The 22,701-nt window shown below is 62.9% G+C and carries 27 protein-coding genes and 1 pseudogene; 20 read left to right on the top strand and 8 right to left on the bottom strand.

Annotation, left to right across the window (positions count from 1 at the left end; genetic code table 11):
- Positions 1–31: 31 nt before the first annotated feature.
- The 4 genes from AC097A_RS03935 to AC097A_RS03920 are packed head-to-tail and all read right to left on the bottom strand — an operon-like array spanning position 32 to position 2,861.
- Entirely contained in the window at positions 32–961 is a 930-nt protein-coding gene (locus tag AC097A_RS03935) for a metal ABC transporter substrate-binding protein (protein ID WP_479619834.1), read from the bottom strand.
- Positions 962–1,007: 46 nt separating this feature from the next.
- Positions 1,008–1,898: a metal ABC transporter permease gene (locus AC097A_RS03930; protein ID WP_479619833.1), complete on the bottom strand. Its 891-nt coding sequence runs from the start codon at positions 1,896–1,898 to the stop codon at positions 1,008–1,010.
- Between the two features lie 7 nt (positions 1,899–1,905).
- The gene (aztA, locus tag AC097A_RS03925; protein WP_479619832.1) at positions 1,906–2,712 is read right to left on the bottom strand and encodes a zinc ABC transporter ATP-binding protein AztA; all 807 of its coding nucleotides are present in this window, start codon (positions 2,710–2,712) and stop codon (positions 1,906–1,908) included.
- Positions 2,709–2,861, bottom strand: a complete 153-nt coding sequence (locus tag AC097A_RS03920) for a hypothetical protein (RefSeq protein WP_479619831.1) — start codon at positions 2,859–2,861, stop codon at positions 2,709–2,711. Before AC097A_RS03920 ends, aztA begins: the two co-directional genes overlap by 4 nt.
- 105 nt (positions 2,862–2,966) lie before the next feature.
- Here AC097A_RS03920 and AC097A_RS03915 point away from each other — a divergent pair, with 105 nt between their 5' ends.
- The 6 genes from AC097A_RS03915 (at position 2,967) to AC097A_RS03890 (ending at position 7,220) form a co-directional block, all read left to right on the top strand.
- Positions 2,967–3,479 carry a Fur family transcriptional regulator gene (locus AC097A_RS03915; RefSeq protein ID WP_315480939.1) on the top strand — a complete coding sequence of 171 codons (513 nt, stop codon included), beginning with the start codon at positions 2,967–2,969 and terminating at the stop codon, positions 3,477–3,479.
- Positions 3,476–4,168 carry an ABC transporter ATP-binding protein gene (locus tag AC097A_RS03910; RefSeq protein WP_479619830.1) on the top strand — a complete coding sequence of 231 codons (693 nt, stop codon included), beginning with the start codon at positions 3,476–3,478 and terminating at the stop codon, positions 4,166–4,168. Before AC097A_RS03915 ends, AC097A_RS03910 begins: the two co-directional genes overlap by 4 nt.
- Positions 4,165–5,376, top strand: coding sequence for an ABC transporter permease (locus AC097A_RS03905; RefSeq protein WP_479619829.1), 1,212 nt, complete (start codon positions 4,165–4,167; stop codon positions 5,374–5,376). The genes AC097A_RS03910 and AC097A_RS03905 overlap by 4 nt, the downstream gene beginning before the upstream one ends.
- Before the next feature lie 42 nt (positions 5,377–5,418).
- The gene (locus tag AC097A_RS03900; protein ID WP_315847807.1) at positions 5,419–5,661 is read left to right on the top strand and encodes a hypothetical protein; all 243 of its coding nucleotides are present in this window, start codon (positions 5,419–5,421) and stop codon (positions 5,659–5,661) included.
- 68 nt (positions 5,662–5,729) lie between these two features.
- Positions 5,730–6,248, top strand: a complete 519-nt coding sequence (locus AC097A_RS03895) for a DUF3299 domain-containing protein (RefSeq protein ID WP_479619828.1) — start codon at positions 5,730–5,732, stop codon at positions 6,246–6,248.
- 12 nt (positions 6,249–6,260) lie between these two features.
- A complete protein-coding gene (locus tag AC097A_RS03890; protein WP_479619827.1) occupies positions 6,261–7,220 on the top strand; it encodes an AEC family transporter in 960 nt (319 codons plus the stop codon).
- 426 nt (positions 7,221–7,646) lie between these two features.
- Here AC097A_RS03890 and pdxH read toward each other — a convergent pair whose 3' ends face one another.
- Complete coding sequence (pdxH, locus tag AC097A_RS03885; protein WP_479619826.1) at positions 7,647–8,285, bottom strand: pyridoxamine 5'-phosphate oxidase; 639 nt, start codon at positions 8,283–8,285, stop codon at positions 7,647–7,649.
- A gap of 61 nt (positions 8,286–8,346) precedes the next feature.
- On the opposite strand from pdxH, the gene AC097A_RS03880 reads away from it, so the two are divergent.
- The 8 genes from AC097A_RS03880 (at position 8,347) to AC097A_RS03845 (ending at position 14,667) form a co-directional block, all read left to right on the top strand.
- The gene (locus AC097A_RS03880; RefSeq protein WP_479619825.1) at positions 8,347–8,919 is read left to right on the top strand and encodes a nucleotidyltransferase family protein; all 573 of its coding nucleotides are present in this window, start codon (positions 8,347–8,349) and stop codon (positions 8,917–8,919) included.
- A 169-nt stretch (positions 8,920–9,088) separates the two neighbouring features.
- Positions 9,089–10,957: a phosphogluconate dehydratase gene (gene edd / locus AC097A_RS03875; protein ID WP_479619824.1), complete on the top strand. Its 1,869-nt coding sequence runs from the start codon at positions 9,089–9,091 to the stop codon at positions 10,955–10,957.
- A 33-nt stretch (positions 10,958–10,990) separates the two neighbouring features.
- Entirely contained in the window at positions 10,991–11,632 is a 642-nt protein-coding gene (gene eda / locus AC097A_RS03870) for a bifunctional 4-hydroxy-2-oxoglutarate aldolase/2-dehydro-3-deoxy-phosphogluconate aldolase (RefSeq protein WP_105262568.1), read from the top strand.
- Between the two features lie 160 nt (positions 11,633–11,792).
- On the top strand, positions 11,793–12,746 hold the full coding sequence (locus AC097A_RS03865; protein WP_479619823.1) for a hypothetical protein: 954 nt from the start codon (positions 11,793–11,795) through the stop codon (positions 12,744–12,746).
- A gap of 120 nt (positions 12,747–12,866) precedes the next feature.
- Positions 12,867–13,163: a type II toxin-antitoxin system RelE/ParE family toxin gene (locus tag AC097A_RS03860; RefSeq protein ID WP_479619822.1), complete on the top strand. Its 297-nt coding sequence runs from the start codon at positions 12,867–12,869 to the stop codon at positions 13,161–13,163.
- A gap of 2 nt (positions 13,164–13,165) precedes the next feature.
- Entirely contained in the window at positions 13,166–13,465 is a 300-nt protein-coding gene (locus AC097A_RS03855) for an addiction module antidote protein (RefSeq protein WP_479619821.1), read from the top strand.
- Positions 13,466–13,519: 54 nt separating this feature from the next.
- Entirely contained in the window at positions 13,520–14,191 is a 672-nt protein-coding gene (locus AC097A_RS03850) for a dihydrofolate reductase family protein (protein ID WP_479619820.1), read from the top strand.
- Entirely contained in the window at positions 14,188–14,667 is a 480-nt protein-coding gene (locus AC097A_RS03845) for a VOC family protein (RefSeq protein WP_479619819.1), read from the top strand. The genes AC097A_RS03850 and AC097A_RS03845 overlap by 4 nt, the downstream gene beginning before the upstream one ends.
- Before the next feature lie 2 nt (positions 14,668–14,669).
- Here the strand turns inward: AC097A_RS03845 and AC097A_RS03840 are convergent, their stop codons facing one another.
- Positions 14,670–15,296 carry a LysE family translocator gene (locus AC097A_RS03840; protein ID WP_479619818.1) on the bottom strand — a complete coding sequence of 209 codons (627 nt, stop codon included), beginning with the start codon at positions 15,294–15,296 and terminating at the stop codon, positions 14,670–14,672.
- A 90-nt stretch (positions 15,297–15,386) separates the two neighbouring features.
- Here AC097A_RS03840 and AC097A_RS03835 point away from each other — a divergent pair, with 90 nt between their 5' ends.
- From AC097A_RS03835 to AC097A_RS03820, 4 genes are all read left to right on the top strand, one after another.
- Positions 15,387–16,352 carry a helix-turn-helix transcriptional regulator gene (locus AC097A_RS03835; protein WP_479619817.1) on the top strand — a complete coding sequence of 322 codons (966 nt, stop codon included), beginning with the start codon at positions 15,387–15,389 and terminating at the stop codon, positions 16,350–16,352.
- Positions 16,353–16,621: 269 nt separating this feature from the next.
- Positions 16,622–18,340, top strand: coding sequence for an ATP-binding protein (locus AC097A_RS03830; protein ID WP_479619816.1), 1,719 nt, complete (start codon positions 16,622–16,624; stop codon positions 18,338–18,340).
- Entirely contained in the window at positions 18,337–19,164 is an 828-nt protein-coding gene (locus AC097A_RS03825) for a response regulator (protein WP_479619815.1), read from the top strand. The genes AC097A_RS03830 and AC097A_RS03825 overlap by 4 nt, the downstream gene beginning before the upstream one ends.
- A complete protein-coding gene (locus AC097A_RS03820) occupies positions 19,148–19,879 on the top strand; it encodes a Crp/Fnr family transcriptional regulator (RefSeq protein WP_479619814.1) in 732 nt (243 codons plus the stop codon). Before AC097A_RS03825 ends, AC097A_RS03820 begins: the two co-directional genes overlap by 17 nt.
- A 76-nt stretch (positions 19,880–19,955) precedes the next feature.
- Here AC097A_RS03820 and gloA read toward each other — a convergent pair whose 3' ends face one another.
- Together gloA and AC097A_RS03810 are read right to left on the bottom strand one after the other, a co-directional pair.
- The gene (gloA, locus tag AC097A_RS03815; protein WP_479619813.1) at positions 19,956–20,369 is read right to left on the bottom strand and encodes a lactoylglutathione lyase; all 414 of its coding nucleotides are present in this window, start codon (positions 20,367–20,369) and stop codon (positions 19,956–19,958) included.
- 26 nt (positions 20,370–20,395) lie between these two features.
- A complete protein-coding gene (locus tag AC097A_RS03810; RefSeq protein ID WP_479620196.1) occupies positions 20,396–20,941 on the bottom strand; it encodes a PaaI family thioesterase in 546 nt (181 codons plus the stop codon).
- 65 nt (positions 20,942–21,006) lie between these two features.
- On the opposite strand from AC097A_RS03810, the gene AC097A_RS03805 reads away from it, so the two are divergent.
- Positions 21,007–21,489 (top strand): MarR family winged helix-turn-helix transcriptional regulator, encoded by a 483-nt coding sequence (locus AC097A_RS03805; protein ID WP_479619812.1) that lies wholly within the window; start codon positions 21,007–21,009, stop codon positions 21,487–21,489.
- Positions 21,476–22,701: pseudogene (locus AC097A_RS03800) on the top strand (MFS transporter). The gene AC097A_RS03805 and the pseudogene AC097A_RS03800 overlap by 14 nt, the downstream one beginning before the upstream one ends.

Genomic DNA, 22,701 nt, shown 5'->3' with positions numbered 1-22,701 from the left:
AAACAGCTATCAAAATGTGAGCGTATTGGGTTCAGTTTTGTCGCATGCCAGTGACCAGCTGCGTCACGTTGTGGCGCACCATCTGCAGGTAGGTGGCGCCGGGCTGGCCTGCAGGGGAGAGGGCGTCGGCATACAGGCTGGCGCCCAGGGTGGCCCCGGCGTCTTTGCTGAGCTGGGCGATGAGTTGGGGGTTGGCCATGTTTTCCACAAACACGGCGCGGATCTTTTCGCGCTGGATCTGCCGGATGAGCCGGGCCACCTGTTTGGCGCTGGGCTCGGTTTCGGTGTTCACGCCCTGCGGCGCCAGAAACTGCACACCGTAGTGCGCCGCAAAGTAGCCAAAGGCGTCGTGCGAAGTGATGACCTTGCGTTTGGCCTGCGGGATGCTGGTTATCTGCGCCTTGGCCCAAGCATCCAGCGCCTGCAGCTCCTGCACATAGGCCTCGGCATTGGCCTGGTAGGTGCTGGCGCCGGCTGCGTCCACCTGGCTTAGGCCGGCCGCGATGTTGCGCACATAGAGCACCACATTGTTCGGGTTTTGCCAGGCGTGGGGGTCCAGTTCCTCATGGGCATGGCCCACGTGGCCCTTTTCTTCGGCCATGTGGCGGGCGCTTACGCCCTGGGTAGCCACCACGGTTTTGCCTTTGTAGCCTGCCGACTTGATGAGTTTGCCCGCCCAGGGCTCAAAGCCCAGGCCGTTGGTGACTACTAGCTTCGCGGCCAGCAGGGCCTTGGCGTCGGCGGGTTTGGGCGCGAACACGTGGGCGTCTTCGTCGGGGCCGACCAGCGTGGTCACCGCCACGCGATCGCCGCCCACCACGCGTACCAGGTCGCCCAGGATGCTGAAGCTGGCGACCACGGGCAATTTGTCAGCCGCATGGGCCTGGCTGCCCAAGAGCGCCAGTGCGGTGGCGCTGGCCAGTAAAAAACGGCGGGGAAGGTTGGGGATGGTGTCCAGCATGGGAGTAGTTCCTGAGGTGGGTGAAGAAAGAGGGGAAGACAGAGGTTCAGGCCACGCGGTGCGGGCGGGCCCAGTGGCGTGGCAGCCAGCCGCCGGGTGCCAGCAGCAGCGAGGTGGCGTAGAGCGCACCGGCGCAACCGATGATGGTGGGGCCCGAGGGCGTGTCAAAGTGGTAGGACAGCAGCAGCCCGGCCACGCCGGCCAGAGCGGCCTGCGCGCTGGCATTGAGCAGTTGCGCGGGCAGGGTGTCGTGCCACAGGCGCGCGCTCACGGCGGGCAGCATCATCAGGCCCACGGCCATCAGCGTGCCCAGGGTCTGGAAGCCCGCCACGAGGTTGAGCACCACCAGCATCAAGAAGCCCTGTTGCCACACCCAGGCCGGCACACCACGGCGGTGCGCGCCCAGAAACACGGGGTCAAAGGTTTCCAGCACCAGGCCGCGGTACATCAGCGCCAGGGCCAGCACACTGGCGCTGGCGACACTGGCCACCAGGTAGAGCCCTGCGGTATCCACGCCCAGCGCGCTGCCAAACAAAATATGCAGCAGGTCCAGCTGCGTGCCGTGGCGCGCAATCAGCGTCACGCCCAGCGCCAGCGCGACAAGGTAAATGGCGGCCAGGCTCGCGTCTTCCTTGAGGGTGGTGAAACGCGTGACCGCACCCGCCACGGCCGCCACCAGCAGGCCGGCCACCACGCCGCCCAGCGCCATGGCCGTGAGTGAGAGGCCACTGACCATAAAACCCACGGCCACACCCGGGAGCACCGCGTGACTCAGCGCGTCCCCCAGCAGGCTCATGCGCCGCAGTGTGAGGAAAACGCCCAGCGGCGCCGCGCTAAGCGATAGCGCCAGCGTGGCGACGAGTGCGCGGCGCATGAAAGCAAATTCGGCAAACGGGGAGAAGAGGGTGTCCCACACCGGGCCCAGCAAGATGTCCATGGTGGCCTTAGGTAGTGGCGGCCAGGCGCTGGGCTAGCAGGGTGTCGAAGTCTTGCCCGTTGAAGGCACCGTCCACATCGCAGAGGGCGGCGGTTTCGTCCCAGGCTTCGGCCATGCGGCGGGAATGGGATAGATGGGTGTCGGTCAACACGTCGGCAGTCGCACCCCAGGCGATACATTCGCGCGCCAGCAGCAGGGTCTGCGGAAAGTGCGTCTGCACCTGTGCGTTGTCATGCAGCACGGCCACCACGGTGCGGCCCTGACGCTGCCACTGCTGCACCAGCGCCAAGAGGCCGGCGGTGGTTTGGCTGTCCACGGCGTTGAACGGTTCGTCCAGCAGGATCAGTTGTGCGTCCTGCACCAGCAGGCGCGCAAACAACGTGCGCTGCAGTTGCCCGCTGGAGAGCGTGCCCACGGGGCGGCGCTCAAACCCCTGCAGTCCCACGGCCTGCAGCGCCGCGTCCACACGCGCCTGCATTGCCGGTGTGCAGCGGCCCCAGGCGCCCGTGTGCGCCCACAGGCCCATAAGCACGCAGTCGCGCACGTCCAGCGGAAAGCTGCGGTCCAGTTCGCTCTGCTGCGGCAGGTAGGCCAGGCGCAGGCCGGGGGCGCGTTCCACCCGGCTGTGCGGCTCCAGCGGCAGCAGCCCGGCCAGGCTTTTGAGCAGCGTGCTTTTGCCCGCGCCGTTGGGCCCGATAACGGCGGTGAGCGAGCCCTGCACAAAGTGGCCGCTCACATGGTGCAGTGCGGGGTGCTGGCGGTAACTCACGGTCAGGTTGTGCAGCGTGATCGCTGCTGGGGCGGCGGTATTCATAGCGGGATGGCCTCCACGCTGGCCCAGAGCACGCCCAGCCACAGCAGAGCCAGCAGCGGGGTGACGGCCAGGGCACGCAGCCAGGCGGGCCAGGCCAGCACGCTGCTGCGCAAAGCCTGTGTAAAGGGGGAAAGAGGAGCGCGTTTCATCGGTAATAATGCAACTTGATTGCAGTAAATGGAGTGCGAATATAACGCAACTTGGTTGCGTATTTGCATTTAATGCAACACAATTGCATTTTTAAAAGGCGATGTATGGCCCCCTTGCCCCCGTCCACAGACCCGATTGACGCGCTGCTGTCCGCCCACGGACTGCGCCGCACGGCGGCTGCACGCCAGGTGCTGGGCTGGCTGCTGGCCCACCCGGACACCAGCTACACCCACGCCCAGCTGCAGGCCGCGTTGGCCGATGACACGGACGCCGCACTGGACCGCGTGACGCTCTACCGCCTGATCGACCGGCTCACCCAAGTGGGCCTGCTGCTGTGCCGCGTGGACAGCCAGCGCGTGCGCCGTTACCAAGCCATGCCGACCAGCGTGCACGCCATCCCCCATTTCGAATGCCAGAGCTGCCACCGCGACAGCCCGCTGGCCGGCGCGCTCAAGGCCAATGCCAACGACCTGGAAAAAGCTGCCCAGACCGCGCTGGAAGCGCTCAAGGCGCTGGGTTACCAAGGCATGAGCATGGACTTTGCGGTGCGTGGTGTGTGTGTGGACTGCGCCACTGGCGTTGTGGCGCCTGAGGTGGCAGCAGGGCCCGCCGCATGATCCGCACGCAGGGGCTGGCCTACCGGTACCCCGGCGCGGATGCCGCATTGCAGTTCCCTGATGTGGACGTGGCGCAGGGCGCGGTGCTGCTGCTCAGTGGTCCGTCTGGCTGCGGCAAATCAACCTGGCTGGCGCTCGTCGCCGGGCTGGTGGCGCCCACGGCCGGCACCGTCGAAGTGGCCGGGCAGCCGTTGCATGCGCTTAAATCCGTAGCTGCTGATGCATGGCGAGCGAGGGCTATTGGCTTTCTCCCTCAAAAATTGCACCTCAGTGCGGCACTCACTGTGCAGCAGAACCTGGCCATGGCGCAGTGGGCGGCCGGCCAGCCCGAAGACGCAGGCGCCATCCGCACCACGCTGCAGGCGCTGGGTGTGGCCGAACTGGCGGCACGCAAGCCCGCGCAGCTGTCTGGCGGGCAGGCGCAGCGTGTGGCACTGGCGCGCGCCGTGCTGCTGCAGCCGCGTGTGCTGCTGGCCGATGAGCCCACCGCCAGCCTGGACGACGAGGCCGCGGCCGACGCGGTGGCGCTGCTGCTGGCTACGGCCAGCACCCACGGCGCCACGCTGGTGATTGCCACGCACGATGCGCGGGTGGCGGTGCTCATTCCACCCGGGGTTGAGGGTCAAATCGGCTTCCAGCGCTTACCGTTATTGCGCAAGCAGCTATCAAAAGAAGAGCAAGTTGCATGAAGACGCTGCTGTTGGCCTGGCGCTACCTGTGGTCGCGCCCCCTGGGTGCGGTGCTCAACCTGCTTTTGTTAAGCCTGGGGCTGGCCTCCATCACGTTTCTGGTGCTGGTGGGCGCACAACTGTCCAAGGCGTTTGACCGCGACTTGGCCGGCATCGACGTGGTGGTGGGCGCCAAGGGCAGCCCCATGCAGCTCATCCTTTCGGGTGTGCTGCACATCGACGTGCCGCCCGGTAACGTACCGCTCAAGGCCGTGAAAGAGCTAGCCAAGAACCCGCTGGTGGAACGCATCATCCCGATCAGCCTGGGCGATAACTTTGCGGGCTACCGCATCGTGGGTACCTCGCTGGCCTATGTCGACCACTACGAGGCCAAGCTCGCGCAGGGCCGTGTATGGGACGCACCCATGCAAGTGGTGCTGGGCGCCACCACGGCGCGCAAGCTGGGCCTCGCTTTGGGGCAGACCTTTGTGGGCTCGCATGGCCTGGGCGCAGGTGGCCACACCCATGGCGACAGCCCCTACACCGTGGTCGGCATTCTGGCGCCCAGCGGCAGCGTGCTGGACCGGCTCATCCTGACCGACACGGCCTCGGTCTGGAAGGTGCACGAGGACTACACGGCCTCCCCCGATGACAGCGAAGAAGACCGCCAGGTGATGGAAGAAGAGCGCGAAATCACCATGGCGCTCGTCAAATACAAGACCCCCATGGCCGCGTTGAGTTTTCCGCGCTACGTGAACACCAGCACCGAGATGCAGGCCGCCGCCCCCGCGCTGGAGGTGAGCCGCCTGCTGCACATGCTGGGGCTGGGCACCGATGTGCTGCGCGCCTTTGCCGGTGTGCTGCTGCTGACCGCGGGCCTGAGCGTGTTCATCGCGCTGTGGAGCGCGGTGCGTGAGCGCCGGGCGGATTTGGCGCTGTTGCGCATGCTGGGCGCACCGCCGCGCCGGGTGGCCGCCTTGCTGCTGAGCGAGGCACTGTGGCTGGGGCTGCTGGCCGCCGTGCTGGGCCTGCTGCTGGGGCAGGGCTTTGCGGCGCTGCTGGCCTGGCTGCTGGCGCTGGACAACTCCTTGCTCATCGGCGGCCTGGTCTGGCCTGTGGCGCTGTGGCTGGTGCCCGCGCTGGCGTTGGGTGTGTCTTTGCTGTCGGCGTTGTTACCCACCTTTGCGGCTTACCGCGTGAGCGTGCTCGAACTGCTGCAAGCGCGCTGAATTGGTTTTCTTTCTGCAACCCTTCCAACCTTTAGGAAATATATGAAAAAAGCACTTCTAGCCCTCGTCCTGCTTGCGCAAGCAGCTACGTTTTCCATAGCAGCCGAGAGTGATAAGGAAACCAAAGAAGACATCGCCAAACACCGCGCCATGGCCGCCGCTCACACCGCCGCCGCCCAATGCCGCGAGTCCGGCAAGGGCGAAGCCGTCTGCAACAAGGAATTACAAGCTGCCTGCAAAGGCCTGGCGATTGGCAAGTTCTGCGGCATGAAACACGAACACTGAGCGCTGCAAAGCCCCTGCGCCTGTCGCCGCCGAGGCGGCGATTTAAGATAAGCCGGTTGGAGGTTCCCATGACACTGTTCGCTCGCACTTTTGCCGTCCTGCCCCTCGTTCTGTGCCTTGCCATGGGCGCCGCCCAGGCCCAGCTCAGTTCCCCCATGCCGGGTGTGCCGCCTGGCAGCGGCGCCGGCGTGCACAACCCCAACAGCCCGTTTGCCCCCATCAAGGAGCGGGCTGATGTGCTGCCCTGGTCGGTGCTCACCACCGTCAAAACCAAGACCGAGAAGAACCGCCTGCTGCCCGTCTTTCCGACCGATGTGCAGGCGCTTAACAAGAAGACCCAGCGCATCCAGGGTTTCATGATGCCGTTGGAGCCGGGTGAAAAACAAAAACACTTTTTGCTCAGTTCGGTGCCACTGACCTGTTCGTTCTGTGTACCCGGCGGGCCTGAGAGCATGGTGGAGGTGAAGACCAAAACCCCGGTCAAATATTCGCTGGAAGTGGTGGTGGTGGAAGGCCAGTTTGCCGTGCTCGCCGACGATCCCTACGGTCTGTATTACCGCATCACCGACGCCGTGGCCGTCAAGTAAAGGGCGCGCGGTTTGTTGTCCCTCGACCACCCGGTCGTCTCCTCCCTGTTGCCGGTGGTCCTGCTGATTGTGGTGGGCCTCATCACCGGCAAGGCCAAGCTGATCCGCCAGGAGGCGGTGCGCGATTTGTCCAACCTCGTCTTCCTAGTGCTCACGCAGGCGCTGCTGTTTCGCACCATGAGCAGTGTGCATGTGCAAGACCTGGACTTCCAGCCCGTCTCGCTCTACTTTGCGGTGGCCGCAGCTTTGTTTACCGCCATGCTGCTGGTGCAGGGCGCCAGCAGCCGCGCGGCGGTTATCGCGCTGTCGGGCACCTTCAGCAACACCGTGATGATCGGCATCCCGCTGGTCGGGCTGGCCTATGGCAAAGACGCCCTGGTGCTGTTGTTCACGCTTATCTCTTTGCACGCGCTGGTGCTGCTGACTTTTGCCACGGTGGTGTTGGAGCTGCTGAGCGCACGCGAGCAAAGCGCACAAGCCGATGGCCCGCCGCGCCACCCGCTCAAGTCCATCGGCCTGGCCGTGCGCAACGCGGTGGTGCACCCGGTGCCCATGCCTATCATCGCCGGCCTGCTGTACGCCCAAACCGGCTGGGGCCTGCCCGATGTGGTGGACCGCCCCCTGCTGTTGCTGGGCAATGCCTTTGGCCCTGTGGCGCTGGTATTGGTAGGGGTGACCTTGTCCAACGCCGCCATTGGCCGCAACCTCAAGGGCGCCTTGGCCATTTCTTCTGTGAAAACCTTGCTGCACCCCGCGTTGATGGCTTTGGTGGGTTATGTGTGCGGCCTGCGCGGCATGTCGCTCACGGTGTTGGTGGTGGCGGCTTCGCTGCCGATTGGCGCCAACGTGTTTTTGTTCTCGCAGCGGTACCAGAAGGCGGAGGACTTGGTGACGGCTAGTGTGGCCGTCTCTACCTTGGTGGCGTTGGTTAGCGTGACGTTGGTGATGACGTTGGTGCCTTTGATTGCCTAGGCTTTTGGCTCGGCTGGACCGCTTTTTTAACACCCACTCCCCCAACCCCTCGCCCCGTCGGCGAGGGGAGCCTTTTGAACAGCCGATTTGATGGCTTCACTCTGGCTACGGTGCTACAGCGGAAACGTTGCAAACGGGTGGGTACGCCACGGCCAGTGCGAACGGTTGTAGGGTTTCACATGGGTCGGTGCACCGCCACTGGCGTGCGTAGCCGCCAGCGTTGGTAAACAAATCCCTCCGAAGTCCTACAACCGCAGCCCAGGGCCGTGGAGTGAACTAATAGTGGCAACCTGCCCCCATTAGCCCATAGCCGGCGCACGACAACAAAATATGGCTGTTAAAGGCTCCCCTCGCCGACGGGGCGAGGGGCTGGGGGAGTGGGTGTTAAAAAAAGCGGTGCAGGCGCACCCAAAAAAATAGAAAAAACTAAGGCGCCAACCGGTCCCGCTTCCAATTGCCATCCGCTTCCAGCGTATACCGCAACCGGTCATGCAACCGGCTCCTGCGCCCTTGCCAAAACTGCCAGTTGTCCGGCTTCAACCGGTACCCCCCCCAATGCGGCGGACGTGGCGGTTGCAGCAAAAACTGCGCGGCGTATTTGGCCGCGTTGGTCACCAGCACACCACGCCCCGGTATCACCTCGCTCTGCGGCGAAGCCCAGGCCCCAATGCGGGAATCCAAGGGCCGGCTATGAAAGTAGGCATCACTTTCTTCAGCACTGACTTTCTCCACCAGGCCCTCAATGCGCACCACCCGCTCCAACTCCACCCAGTGGAACTGCAGGGCGGCATAGGGGTTGCCAGCCAGCTCGTGGCCCTTGCGGCTGTCGTAGTTGGTGTACCAGACGATGCCTTGCGCGTCATAGCCCTTGATGAGCACCACGCGGGTGCTGGGTCGCAGGTCGCTGCCCACGGTGGCCAGGGTCATGGCGTTGGGCTCGGGCACCTCGCCGGCAATGGCTTCTTTCAGCCACTGGTCAAACTGTTGCAGGGGATCGGCGCGCGAGGCTTTTTCGTCCAGCTCGGCGCGTTCGTAACTTTTGCGAAGGTCGGCGATAGAGGTCATGCGGCCAGTATAGGCAGCGCGCCATACCCGGTGCTTGCCGCAGGTCAGCTACCATGCCGCGATGTCGTTGCCCACCCCCCAGCTGTTACCCGATGCCGACCACCTGCCCGTGGTGCTGGTGCTGGCCTCCGGCCGGGGCGAGCGTTTTTTGGCATCCGGTGGCACTACCCACAAACTGCAGGCCGACCTATGCGGTGCCACGGTGCTGCAGCGCACGCTGGACGCGGTGCAGGCCAGTGGCCTGCGTTGGCACCTGGAAGACGCGGGCCACCCCGGCATGGGCGACAGCATTGCCGCCGCGGTGCGCGCCACACGCGGAGCGGCGGGCGGCTGGATGGTGCTGCCGGCGGATCTGCCACTGGTGCAGCCGAACACCCTGGTTACCATCGCCCGCGCCCCGCTGGATGGGGACGTGCTGGTGCCGTGGTTCGAGGGGCAGCGCGGCCACCCGGTGCGCTTTGCGGTCGGCTGTGGTGACGCACTCGCGGATTTAAAGGGAAATCAGGGCGCAGCCCCCGTGGTGTCTGCGCGAGAAGCTATCAAAATAGTAGTGAATGACGCGGGCTGTGTGCTCGACATTGACACCGTGGACGATCTGGAACGGGCCCGCGCCGCTTGGGAGAAAAGGCGCTAGGATTTCGCCGCCGGGCCGCCCCAAGGCGAAATGCGCCCCCTTGGGGGGCAGCGACCCGCGCAGCGGCGGAGCGTGGGGGCCAGTTCGTACCCGCCTGGTAACTCCGCCTGCACACAAGCCGGTGTTTCCCAGTTACTATCAGAACCTGTAATTTAGTTACAAGAGCACCATGCCAGACACCACCCCATTCCCTACCGCCTTGCATCCTGTTGTCGAGGCCGTTACCCGCCGCATCCGCGAGCGCAGTGTGGTCACCCGCGCTGCCTACTTGGCTCAGCTGGAGCTGGCCGCCAACCGCAAGCCCGGCGCTGACCGCATGGGCTGCGCCAACGTAGCCCACGCCTTTGCCGCCATGCCCGACGCCGACAAGACCCGCGTCACCGGGCTGGACAAGCTCAAGATCGTGGAAGAGAAGGGCGCCAACATCGGCATCGTCAACGCCTACAACGACCTGCTCTCGGCCCACGCGCCGCTGCAGCACTACCCCGACCTCGTCAAAGTGGAAGCCCGCAAGCACGGCGCCACCGCCCAAGTGGCTGGCGGCGTGCCCGCCATGTGTGATGGCGTGACCCAGGGCACCCCGGGCATGGAGCTGAGCCTGTTCAGCCGCGACGCGATTGCCATGGCGACCGCCGTGTCGCTGAGCCACGACGTGTTTGACTGCGCGCTGATGCTGGGCGTGTGCGACAAGATCGTGCCGGGCCTCTTGATTGGCGCGCTGCACTTTGGTCACTTGCCCACGGTGTTTGTGCCGGCCGGCCCCATGACTTCGGGCCTGCCCAACAACGAAAAGGCCAAGGTGCGCGAGAAAGCCGCCCAGGGCCTGGTGGGCCGCCCCGAGCTGCTGGCCGCTGAAAGCGCCGCCTACCACGGCGAAGGCACCTGTACTTTTTACGGCACGGCCAACAGCAACCAAATGTTGCTCGAAGCCATGGGCCTGCATGTGCCCGGCACCGCCTTCATCAACCCCGGTGACGGCGTGCGCCAGGAGCTGACCCGCGAAGCCGTGCGCACCGTGCTGGGCATCACCAAGGCCAAGCGCTTTGCGCCCATTGGCAAGGTGGTGGACGAGCGCTGCATCGTCAACGCCATGGTGGCCCTGCTGGCCACCGGTGGCTCCACCAACCATTTGATCCACTGGGTGGCTGTGGCTCGCGCGGCCGGTATCGTCATCGACTGGAATGATTTCTCGGCCCTGTCGGACGTGGTGCCGTTGTTGACCCGCGTGTACCCCAACGGCAGCGCCGACGTGAACCAGTTTCAGGCCGCAGGTGGCCCCGGCTACGTGATCCGCGAGTTGTTGGACGCCGGCTTCATGCACGCCGATGTGCTGACCGTGCGCAGCGGTGGCTTGCGCGAGTTCACCGCCATTCCCTCCGCCGCCACCGACGGTAGCCTGCAATGGACCGACGCCGGTGTCAGCAAGGACGAAGGCGTGGTACGCCCTGCCAGCGCGCCTTTCAGCGCCAGTGGTGGTTTGAAGCTGCTCAAGGGCAACTTGGGCCGCAGCGTGATCAAGGTTTCCGCCGTGCCGGACGATCGCCACATCATCGAAGCGCCGTGCCGTGTGTTCGACTCACAAGACGCGCTGCACAAGGCCTTTAGCGCCAACGAGCTGAACCACGACGTGATCTGCGTGGTGCGCTGGCAGGGCCCGCAGGCCAATGGCATGCCCGAGCTGCACAAGCTCACCCCGCCGCTGGCCGTGCTGCAAGGCAAGGGTTTCCGCGTGGCACTGGTGACCGACGGCCGCATGAGCGGCGCATCGGGCAAGGTGCCTGCCGCCATCCACGTGTCGCCCGAAGCGGCGGCCGGTGGCCCGCTGGCCAAGGTGCGCGATGGCGACGTCATCCGCCTGGACGCGAATGCCGAAACCCTGCAAGTGCTGGTGAGCGATGCCGAATGGGCCGCCCGCCCGCTGGACACCATGCCCGAAGAACTGCGCGCTGCCAACGGCATCGGCATGGGCCGCGAACTTTTTGCCAACTTCCGCCGCAATGCACTGGCCGCCGAAGAAGGCGCCTGCACTTGGTTCTGAACCCACTACCTATAACGTCGATCTGGAATTTATATGTCTCAAGCTCCCGCCTTTACCGCCCTGCAAGTGATGCAGGACGCCCCCGTCATCCCTGTGATCGTGCTCAACGATGTGGCCCATGCCGTGCCCATGGCCCGCGCCCTGGTGGCCGGCGGCGTGCGCATGCTCGAAGTGACACTGCGCACCCCCCAGGCCCTGGCCTGTATGGAAGCCATTGCCCGTGATGTGCCCGAAGCCGTGGTCGGCGCCGGCACCGTGCGCAGCAAGGCCGATGCGCAAGCCGCTGCCAACGCTGGCGCGCGCTTTGCCGTGAGCCCCGGCTACACCAGCGCCGTGGGCCAGGCCTGCCGCGACCTGGGCCTCTCGCTGTTGCCCGGTGTGGCCACCGGCAGCGAAATCATGATGGCGCAGGAAGACGGCTTCACCCAGCTCAAGTTCTTCCCCGCCATGCAAGCCGGCGGCCCCGCCATGCTCAAGGCCTGGAGCGGCCCCTTCTTCGACGTGAAGTTCTGCCCCACCGGCGGCGTGACGCTGCAAAATGCGCCCGAGTTTCTGGCGCTGCCCAATGTGGTCTGCGTGGGCGGCTCCTGGATCGTGCCTGCTGATGCCATGGTCAAGGGCGAGTGGGACAAGATCACGCAGCTTGCCAAAGATACGCAGGCGCTGCGCAAGTAAGGCGCACTGGCGATTGAATAACAAAGGGGGCTGAGGCCCCCTTTGTTATTGCGCGAGCAGCTATGTATTTGGTAGCAAATTAATGAAATAACTGGTTGAGTGGAATTTAGCTATCCTCTGAAAATGCGGAATGAGACATCTCCGATACAAAGGAAACGAAATGTTTGATCACTTTGATGAAGCGCTGTTCAATGACCCAAACTTCAAAGAGGATTCGGTTCGGGAAGTCATCATTGTTCCAATGCTTCGCAGATTGGGGTATCACCCTACCGGGGATCAAACCGTTACCCGGAGTAGATCACTGGTCCAGCCGTTTATCTATGTTGGTACCCGTCAACATCCCGTTACGATCATTCCAGACTACACGCTGAACTACAAAGGTCGTCCAGTGGCTGTGTTGGACGCAAAGAGCCCGATCGAAAGCGTAGCGTCGGCGGCCAACGTTCAACAAGCGTATAGCTATGCCATCCATCCTGAGATTCGGACAAAAAATTTCGCGTTGTGCAATGGGCGACATCTAGTTGTCTATAGCGCCGACAGTCTTATTCCGCTTCTGGACTTGCCATTCAAAAAATTCGAATCGCATTGGGAGGAAATTGAGAGGTATCTCGCACCAAAGTATTTGCTGCAGCCGGAGCTAAGGCAGTTGAAACCAGATTTTGGGTTCAAGATTTCTCGTTTAGGGTTGGTCGATGGGGCTGATGTCATCATGGTGGGAGTTCGACTCGGTATGTTTGCCAAAATTGACCTGAATCTCTATACAGCTTCGGTCAATACAGAGCTAGTAGATGAATCACATTGCGCAAGTTTTGACTTTAAGCGAGAGCAGCTTCCCTTGCTTGTGGCTGGCCTGCCAGAGGAACTGAAGGATCAGTTTTTGGGTGCATTGAGTCGCGCACCATTTATGGCTGGTGCGGACTTGGTGTTGGAGGTTGATATACGTTGCCATCTCGGAAAATTAGTTCAGGTGGAGCACGAGAGCTTCGTCCCTCTTGTCATTGATGAAGTGTTCGGTTCACGCTTTTGCCCTACTTCTGCACCACTAGGTGGTGAAGACATACCAGCACACGTTTTTCGGCTTACCAAGGCATACGTGATCGCCACGGGCGATTGACACGCGAATGGCTGAGCACGGTATTGCCAAAAGCGTGAACAGTACCCACCGGCAATGGCAGCAGCCCCAAGCCGTAGTTCTCACCTTGACAGGTTGTAGTCTGTTGGCTACAGTTAGTCTGTGATCCAAATCCGAAAAACCGATGTCTATGCTGCTTGGATAGATGGTCTTCATGATCTTCGAGGGCGAGCACGCATCTTGGTCAGAATCGAACGGCTTGCGGCTGGGAACCCCGGCGATGTGAAGTCTGTTGGCGAGGGTGTTTCCGAGTTGCGTATTGATGTTGGACCCGGTTATCGGGTGTATTTCACCAAGCGAGACCGAGAGCTTGTGATTTTGTTGGCTGGTGGTGACAAGTCGTCCCAGGCCGCAGATATCAAAACGGCGTTGCGGTTGGCGCGCAATATGAAGGAGTAGGCATGACAAAGACAACAACTTCCCGTTATGACGTGGCGGAGCATCTTCGAACTCCGGAGGAAATGGCGGCTTACCTTGAGGCTTGCATCGAAGAGGCCGACGGGGATGCGACTTTTATTGCCAAAGCACTTGGCGATATTGCCCGTGCCAAAGGCATGTCGCAGGTGGCACGTGATGCCGGGCTATCCCGTGAGAGCCTCTACAAAGCACTGTCGGGTGATCGTGCGCCGGGCTTCGATACCATTCTGAAGGTCATGGGTGCGCTGGGGTTGAAGCTGCATGCAGAAGCTATTCAACAGTAATCGGATATCGAGCACTGCGATTGAGTGAAGCGACCAACAACGCCAGGAATCCCCATGTCCAAACTCCGCGTAGAAAGTTTCACCATCTCTCTGGACGGCTTCGGTGCAGGCCCTGACCAAGACCTGGCCAACCCGCTCGGCGTGGGCGGCACCTCGCTGCATGGCTGGGCGATGTCCACGCGCACGTTTCAGACCAAGGTGTTTGGCAACACTGAGGGCGGAGCGACGGGCATCGACGACGACTTTGCCCAGCGTGGTTTCCAGAACATGGGTGCCTGGATTTTGGGGCGCAATATGTTCGGCCCCGTGCGCGGGCCCTGGCCGGACGAAAGCTGGCGCGGCTGGTGGGGGGAGAACCCGGTGTACCACGTGCCCGTGTTTGTGCTGACCAACCACGCGCGCCCGCCGTTGGTTATGGAGGGTGGCACGACCTTCCACTTTGTCACCGAAGGCCCCGTGGTCGCGCTGGAGCGCGCCCGTGCGGCGGCCGGGGGCAAGGACGTGCGGGTGGGCGGCGGGGTGAACACCATCCAGCAGTATTTGCGCCTGGGCCTGATTGACGAAATGCACATCGCCATCTCGCCAGTGTTGCTGGGCGCGGGGGAGCGGCTGTTCGAGGGTGTCAACTTGCCCGCTTTGGGCTACACCTGCATCCAGCACGAAAACACCGCGCTGGCCACACACGTGGTGTTCACGGCAACGCTCACCCCAGGAGAACATCCATGACCCCCAAGAACACGGTTTGTATCTGGTACGACGGCGGCGCAGTGGAGGCCGCGGAGTTTTATGCCAAGACCTTCCCCAACAGTGCGGTGGGCGCGGCGCACTACGCACCGGGCGACTACCCCATGGGCAAGCAGGGCCAAGTGCTGACGGTGGAGTTCACCGTGATGGGCATTCCCTGCCTCGGGCTCAACGGCGGGCCGATGTTCAAACACACCGAGGCCTTTTCGTTCCAGGTGGCGACGGACGACCAGGTCGAAACCGACCGCCTGTGGAACGCCATCGTGGGCAACGGCGGGCAAGAAAGCCAATGCGGTTGGTGCAAAGACCAATGGGGCTTGTCGTGGCAGATCACACCGCGTGCCCTGACCGATGCCATGGCGGGCCCGGACCGTGCAGCCGCCAAGCGCGTGTTCGAAGCGATGATGGAGATGGGCAAGATCGACATCGCAAAGATTGAAGCCGCCCGGCGCGGCTGAACTCAAGCCACCCGCCACCCCATCCACAGCGTCCACACCGCGGTCAGTACCAGCAGCCCACCCAGCCAATGGCTGAACGCCGTCTGGCTGGACGAACTGCCGCGCAGCCATACGCGCAACTGTGCCGCGGCCAGCGCTACGCCACCGTACACCGCGATCTGCGCCGCGGCGGTGATAGCGCCCAGGGCGATGGACTGGGTGGCAATATTGCCCAGCTGCGGGCGAATGAACTGCGGAAACACGGCCAGCATGAAGATGTAGGCTTTGGGGTTCATCAAGCAGGTGAGGGTGGCGCGCAGAAAGGTGCTGTGCAAAGGGCGCGAGGGTTGGTCCTGCACTTCGGACAGCGCTTGCGTGTTGCGCAGCAGGCTGTAGCCCATCCACGCCACATACAGGCTGCCGGCCAGCAGCAGTGCGTTAAATGCGATGGGCAAGTGCTGCAACAGCAAACCCACGCCCAGCGCGCCCATGGCCACATGCACCATGCCGCCCAGCACAATGCCCGCCACGGCCGCGGCGCCAGAACGCCGGCCGTCCACCAGCGTGCTGGCCAGCACAAAGGCCATGTCCATGCCGGGCAGCACGACGATGCCCGCTACCAAAACCGCATAAAGCCAGAGGTGTTCCATCTCGATTCCTTGTTGATTTGTGAAGATGGGAGCGAGTGTGTGTCGTAATAGCTGCCATCGAATGTCATCTTTTATGGCTACCATGCCGATATGCGTGCCAGCCGCCTCCTGACTATCCAGATGCTTCTGCAAACCCGCGGGCGCATGAGCGCGCAGGCGTTGGCCCAGCTGCTGGAAGTCTCCGTGCGCACGCTGTACCGCGATGTGGACCAGCTCACCGCAGCGGGCGTGCCCATTTATGCGGAGCAAGGGCGCAACGGCGGCTTTCAGTTGGTGGAGGGGTGGAAGACCACGCTCACCGGCTTCACGGCGTCCGAGTCGCAGGCGGTGTTCATGAGTGGGCTGGCCGGCCCCGCGGCCGAGCTGGGCCTGGGCCAGCAGGTGGTGGACGCACAGCTCAAACTCATGAGTGCGCTGCCCGCGCACCAGCGCGACGATGCGCAGCGTGTGCAGGCCCGCTTTCACCTGGACCCGGCCGACTGGTACCGCGAGGCCGACCCGGTGCCGCACCTGGCCACGGTGGCCACCGCCGTGTGGCAAGAGCGGCAGCTGAGCCTGCGCTACGACAGCTGGAAGGCCGAGGTGCAACGCACTGTGCACCCGTTGGGGTTGGTCTTGAAGGCGGGCGTCTGGTACCTAGTGGCCACCAGCGACGCCAAACCGCGCACCTACCGCATCTCCAACATCCTTGGCGCCACGGTGCTGGACAAGGCCAGCACGCGGCCCAAGCGGTTTGACCTGCCAGCCTATTGGACCGAATCGATCCAACGCTTCGAGGCCGAGCTGTACCAGGGCCATGCCGTGGTGCAGGCCACAGCCCAGGGCGTGAAGCAGCTGCGCCAGCTCAGCAGCGCGGTAGCCAAGGCCGTGGCGGCGCAGGCGCCAATCGCACAACCAGGCGAGACCGTGCGCCTCAGGATCCCGATAGAAACCCTGGACAACGCCAGCTACCAGCTGCTGCGCATGGCGCCCGATGTGGTGGTGCTGGCACCTGTGGCCCTGCGCCGGGCCATCGCGCAGCGCCTGAAAGCGATCCAGACTTGTTATGTGGTGTGATTTTTAGAGAAATCGGCACATAGCCCAGGTGGATATTGCGCAAGCAGCTATTAATTTGATAGCTATTTGGCTCGGTGCGATAGTGCTGTAGGCCTCCATAGATGGGGCGCATTGAACGGCTATGTTCGGTAACGCACATATTTTTCGGCGATGGACGGATAAGGTCCGCTCATTGTCTGTGCGCCAAACCGCATGCCACCGAAGTCTCTCTTCGTCGTGCGGCAGCGGATGCCGCGAACGGGCGATAGCGACTAACCCCGGAAGTATTCATGTTGGACAAGCCCTTTCAGGCGACCGCAAGCGGCGCCCCTTCCGCTCTCAGCAGCTCGCATGAGTTGCTGCGGCAGCAGGCTTGGCTCAAGACTGGGGCCTTGCAGAGCGCCATCCTCACCAGTGCCAATTTTTCCATCATTGCCACCGACGAGAAAGGCATCATCCAGCTCTTCAACGTGGGGGCGGAGCGCAAGCTCGGCTACTTGGCGGCCGAGGTGGTCAACAAGATCAAGCCCAGCGATATCCAGGACCCCCTAGAAGTGATTGCCCGTGCGCAGGCGCTGAGCGCGGAGCTGGGCACCACCATTGCACCGGGTTTTGAGGCGCTGGCGTTCAAGGCCTCGCGCGGCATCGAAGACATCTACGAGCTGACCTACATCTGCAAGGACCGCAGCAGTTTTCCGGCGATTGCCTCCATCACCGCGCTGCGTAATGAGTACGAGGACATCATCGGTTACCTGCTGATTGCCACCGACAACTCCGTGCGCAAGCAGGTGGAGGCCAACCTCAAGCTGGCGATGGCGGCCGCGGAGCAGGCCAATCTGGCCAAGTCGGATTTTTTATCGGGCATGAGCCATGAGCTGCGCACGCCGCTGAGCGCGATTTTGGGTTTTGCGCAGTTGATTGAGTCGGGCATGCCGCCGCCTACGGTGTCGCAGAAACGCAGCCTGGACCAGATCCTCAACGCGGGCTGGTACCTGCTCAAGCTGATCAACGAAATCCTGGACCTGGCGCTGATCGAATCAGGGCGCCTGTCGCTGTCGCCCGAGTCGGTGGCCCTGCGCGAGGTGCTGCAAGAGTGCGAGACCATGTGTGAACCACAGGCGGCCAAGCGCAATGTGCAGATGCACTTTCCACTGCTCAGCACGCACTATTGTGTGCGTGCAGACCGCACCCGGGTCAAGCAGGTGGTGATCAATCTGCTGTCTAACGCCATTAAGTACAACCGCATCGGCGGCCGGGTCACGCTGACCTGCACCGCGCTCTCGGCAGAGCGGATTCGTATCGGTATTGAAGACACCGGAGAGGGGTTAACGGGCGAACAACTGACCAAGCTGTTCCAGCCCTTCAACCGCCTGGGCCAAGAGACCAGCGCCGAAGAAGGCACTGGCATCGGCCTGGTGATGACCAAGCGCCTGGTGGAGTTGATGGGCGGCTGCATTGGCGTGGAAAGTACGGTGGGCGAAGGCAGTGTGTTCTGGTTCGAGCTGAATCTGACCAGTGAACGGCTAGTAGATGCCCATAGCACTGCGCTGGACAGCATCACGCTTCCCCTGCAGTCGGACAACGCGAATGTTTACACCTTGCTTTACGTTGAGGACAACCCGGCCAACCTGCTGCTGGTGCAGGAGTTGGTGGCACGGCGGCCCGATATCCGTTTGCTCAGCGCGCCCGATGGCATGCAGGGCGTTGCGATGGCGCGTGCGTCGCAGCCGGATGTGATCCTGATGGACATCAACCTGCCGGGCTTGAATGGGATCAAGGCGATGAAGATTTTGGCGGATGACGCCGCCACGGCACATATGTTGGTAATTGCGCTCAGTGCCAATGCCATGCCACGGGATATCGAGAGAGGGCTGGAGGCGGGTTTTTTCCGCTACCTCACCAAACCGATCAAGGTCAACGAGTTCATGGACATCCTGGACATATCGTTGAAAGTAGCCAAGACACGCAGGGGAGTTAATAAGAAAGAGAAACAGGAAGAGACACCATGATCAGTTCAGACGACATTTTTGCGGCCCGTATTTTGATAGTGGATGACCAGCAAGCCAATGTGGAGTTGCTGGAGCAATTGCTTCAGAGCGCCGGATACAAACACGTGAGTTCGACCTCCAATCCCGACGAGGTGTGCAGTTTGCACCGCGACAACCTGTACGACCTGATCCTGCTGGATCTGCAGATGCCGGACATGGACGGCTTTCAGGTGATGGAGGGGCTCAAAGCGAACATCGAAAATAGTTACTTGCCGGTGATCGTGCTGACGGCGCAGCCGGGCCACAAGTTGCGTGCTTTGCAGGCGGGTGCCAAGGATTTCATCAGCAAACCCTTCGATCTGGTGGAGGTGAAAACACGCATTCACAACATGCTGGAGGTGCGGCTGCTCTACCGGCAACTGGCTGAGTTCAATACGGCGCTAGAGTTGGCTGTGCAACGCAGAACACAGGAACTGCAGGAGAGTGAGGCGCGCTACCGCAGCCTGACAGAGCTAGCCTCCGACTGGTACTGGGAGCAGGACGAACTGGGGGCGTTTACCAAGGTCTCTGGCCCGGTGCTGGACATGCTGGGTATCCAGGTGGACACCTTGCTGGGGGAGGCTGGGGGGGCACCCATCGACGGCTGGAATGAGAGCGAGCGCGCCGCGCTGCAGGAGAAAATCGCTGCGCGCCAGCCCTTTATCGATTTCTTGTTCAGCCGCACCCACCCCAATGGCCGGCGCCAGCAATTTCGGGTGAGCGGGGAGCCCATGTTCAACCGGTCTTGCAGCCTCATCGGCTACCGAGGCATCGGTGTTGAAGTGCGTGATGACGCCGCACCTTGACCCGCGCCACAACCAACTTCTTGCGGCTTTGCCAGCGCTGGATTTCGCGCGTATTGCCGACCACCTGGAGCCTATTTCCTTGCCCCTGGGGGCCATGCTGTATGAGCCCGGTGGGGAGCTGCAACATGTCTACTTTCCAACCAGTGCCATTGTCTCTTTGCACTACGTAACCGAGTCTGGCGCCACGGCCGAAAGTGCGAGCGTGGGCAATGAGGGGGTGGTGGGAATTTCCCTGTTCATGGGGGGCAACAGCACCAGCAGTTCTGCAGTGGTCATGGCGCAGGGGCATGCCTACCGTCTCAGCGGGCAGCTGCTCAAGGCAGAGTTCTCCCGCGCAGAGTTTTTGCACCGTTTACTGCTGCGCTACACCCAGGCCTTGATTACACAGGTGGCGCAAACCTTGGTGTGTAACCGCCACCACAGCGTGGAGCAGCAGCTCTGCCGTTGGCTTCTGATGACGCTGGACCGCCATCCCCAACGTGAACTGGTGATGACGCAGGAGCTGGTCTCCAACATGCTGGGCGTGCGGCGGGAGAGTGTGACGGAGGCCGCTGGGCGCTTGCAACAGGTGGGCTACATCCGCTACCGGCGCGGACACATTGCGGTACTGGACCGGCACGGGCTGGAGTCGCACGTGTGCGAGTGTTATGCCGTGGTCAAAAATGAGATGAGCCGCTTGCTGCCAGATACACGCTGCAAGCAAGCTCGCTTGTGAGGTGCCCGAAATTTATAAATAAATGGGCTGTAGATGCGGTGGATACTGCGCGAGCAGCTACTAAAAAAGTAGCAAATTAGCGCAATCCACCGCCTGCAGCATCTTCCTTACGCTGGATCAACTCGATCTTGTAGCCATCGGGGTCGGTCACAAACGCAATCACCGTGGTGCCGCCTTTGACCGGGCCGGCTTCGCGTGTCACGTTGCCACCGGCCGCCTTGATCTTCTCGCAGGCGGCATAGGCGTCGGGCACGCCGAGGGCGATGTGGCCGTAGGCGGTGCCCAGCTCGTAGCTTTCCACGCCCCAGTTGTAGGTCAGCTCGATCTCGGCCTGGCCGGGGTTGCCGCCGTCAAAGCCGAGGAAGGCAAGGCTGTATTTGTACTCGGGGTTTTCCGAGGTGCGCAGCACCTGCATACCGAGCACGCCGGTGTAGAAATCGATGGAGCGTTGAAGGTTGCCAACGCGCAGCATGGTGTGGAGAAATCGCATGCCAGAGATTGTGCCGCAGCCCGCGTTTACCCGGGCAGTTTGAGGTCAAACACCAGGCAGGTGGTGGTGGCGTGGGCGTACAGCGTGCCGTCGGGGCCATAGAGGCGGGCCTCGGCGGTGGCGAGCTGGCGGCCGCAGTGGATGACCTTGCCTTCGGCGCGAATGCGCTGCACCTTGGGGCCAATGGCCTTGACCAGGTTCACACCCAGTTCGGCCGTGGTGTAGCCGCGCCCGGGCAGCATCATGGTGTGTACCGCGCAGCCCAGCGCCGAATCCAGCAACGTGGCGTACCAGCCGCCGTGGATGGTGCCCATGGGGTTGAGGTGGGCGGGGCCCGGCGTGCCCTGGAACAGCGCACGGCCCTCGGACACTTCCAGAATCGTGAAGTCCAGCGTCTTGGCAATGGCAGCGTAGGGCAGCTCGCCGCGCAGCATGGCCTGCATCTGCTCCAGGCCGTTCAGGTACAAGATTTGGTCCGGCCGGGCCACCCCGGGGCCGGGGCCCGCGTTCAGGCGGGTGATAACAGTGGCTTCTTCGGCCAGCCAGGCGTCCAGCGCGGTGGGGGTGGTCATGGCGTTCATGGGTGGGTCCTTGGAATAAACTTGCATATGCAACAGATGCAGCTACAATAATTGACATGAAAACCCTTGTCAAGCCCGTGGCAGTCGCGGATGTTCCCAAGCCGCAGGGCTGTACCAACCTCAAGCTGCGCCAGCTCACGCGCCGCGTGAGCCAGCATTACGACGCGGAACTGGCCAAGACCGGCCTGAAGACCACGCAGTACTCGCTGCTGTCGCATGTGGTGAAGCTGGGGCCGATTCGTGCGGTGGATCTGGCGGGCGTGATGCGCATGAGCACGTCCACGCTGTCGCGCAACCTGCAGCCACTCATTGCCAGTGGTTGGATCGTGGTGAACGCGGGCGACGACGCACGCAGCCGCCTGATCCGCGCTACGGATGCGGGCCAAACCAAGCGCACCGAGGCACAACGCAAGTGGCGCGTGGCGCAAGAGGGCATCAACGCCACGCTGGGCATCGAACGCGTGCTGGTGCTGCATGCGCTGATTGACGAAGCCCTGGAACTACTGTCCCCCCTGGAGCCTGACGATGACGAAGCCTGAGTCCCCCACAACGACTACCACCGCGCGCACCTTTGCGGTGTGGGTGATCTTGCTGGCTGCCGCGGGCGCTTTTGCGCTGACCATGGGCGTGCGCCAGACTATGGGCCTGTTCCTCAGCTCGCTCAACACGTCCACCGGCTTGGGCGTGGGCAGCATCAGCCTGGCGTTTGCGTTTGGCCAGCTGTGGTGGGGGCTCACCCAGCCCTTTGCGGGCGCCTTTGCCGACCGCGTGGGCGCCGGGCGCGTGTTGTTGCTGGGCGTAGCGCTGGTAGCCCTGGGTACTTTCATCACGCCTTTCATGACCACCACCGCCGGACTGATATTTGCCATTGGTGTGCTGGCCGCGGGCGGCGCGGGCATGGCGGGGCCGGCCGTGCTGATGGCGGCCACCACACGCCTGCTGCCGGCCAATAAGCGCGGCATGGCCACGGGCATCGTCAATGCGGGTGGTTCATTTGGCCAATTCATCATGGCGCCCATCGCTGGCGCGCTGATGGTCAGCGTGGGTTGGGGCAATGCCATGCAGGTGATGGCAGGCATTGTGTTGTTGGCGTTGCCCGCGGCCTTCTTCCTCAAAGGCAACAACGTGCAGGTAGTAGCACCCGGCGCCAAGACCATGGGCACCGGCGAAGCGGTGCGCATGGCGCTGCGCACGCCCAGTTTTTTGCTGCTGGCGGCAGGTTTCTTTGTGTGCGGCTTCCACGTGGCATTTCTGGCCACGCATTTGCCGGGGGTGGTGGCTGCGTGCGGCTTGCCCACCCAGTGGGGCGCCTGGGCGCTGGGCATCCTGGGCCTATTCAATGCAGCATCGCCATGGGCTGGGCCGTGGGCCGCTGGCGCATGAAGTCGTTGCTGTCGTTGGTCTACACCGTGCGTGCCGTGGCGGTGCTGGTGTTTCTCTTCGCACCCAAGACGGGCCCCGTGGTGCTGGTGTTTGCCGCCGTCATGGGCGTGAGCTTTTTATCCACTGTGCCGCCCACGGCAGGCCTGGTCGCCAAGTTCTTTGGCACGGCCCACATGGCCACGCTGTTTGGACTGGTGATGCTGACGCACCAGGTGGGCGGCTTCTTGGGCGCGTTTTTGGGCGGCAAGATTTTTGATGCCACCGGCAGCTACAACTGGGTCTGGTATATCGACATCGTGTTGGCCGTGGGCGCAGCGCTGATCCACTTGCCAATCAAGGAAGCCAAGCTGGCCCAGCAGCCGGCGTGA

This window comes from Rhodoferax sp. XS2R6, assembly GCF_056521365.1.
This window is presented reverse-complemented; position numbering and strand designations above follow the sequence as displayed.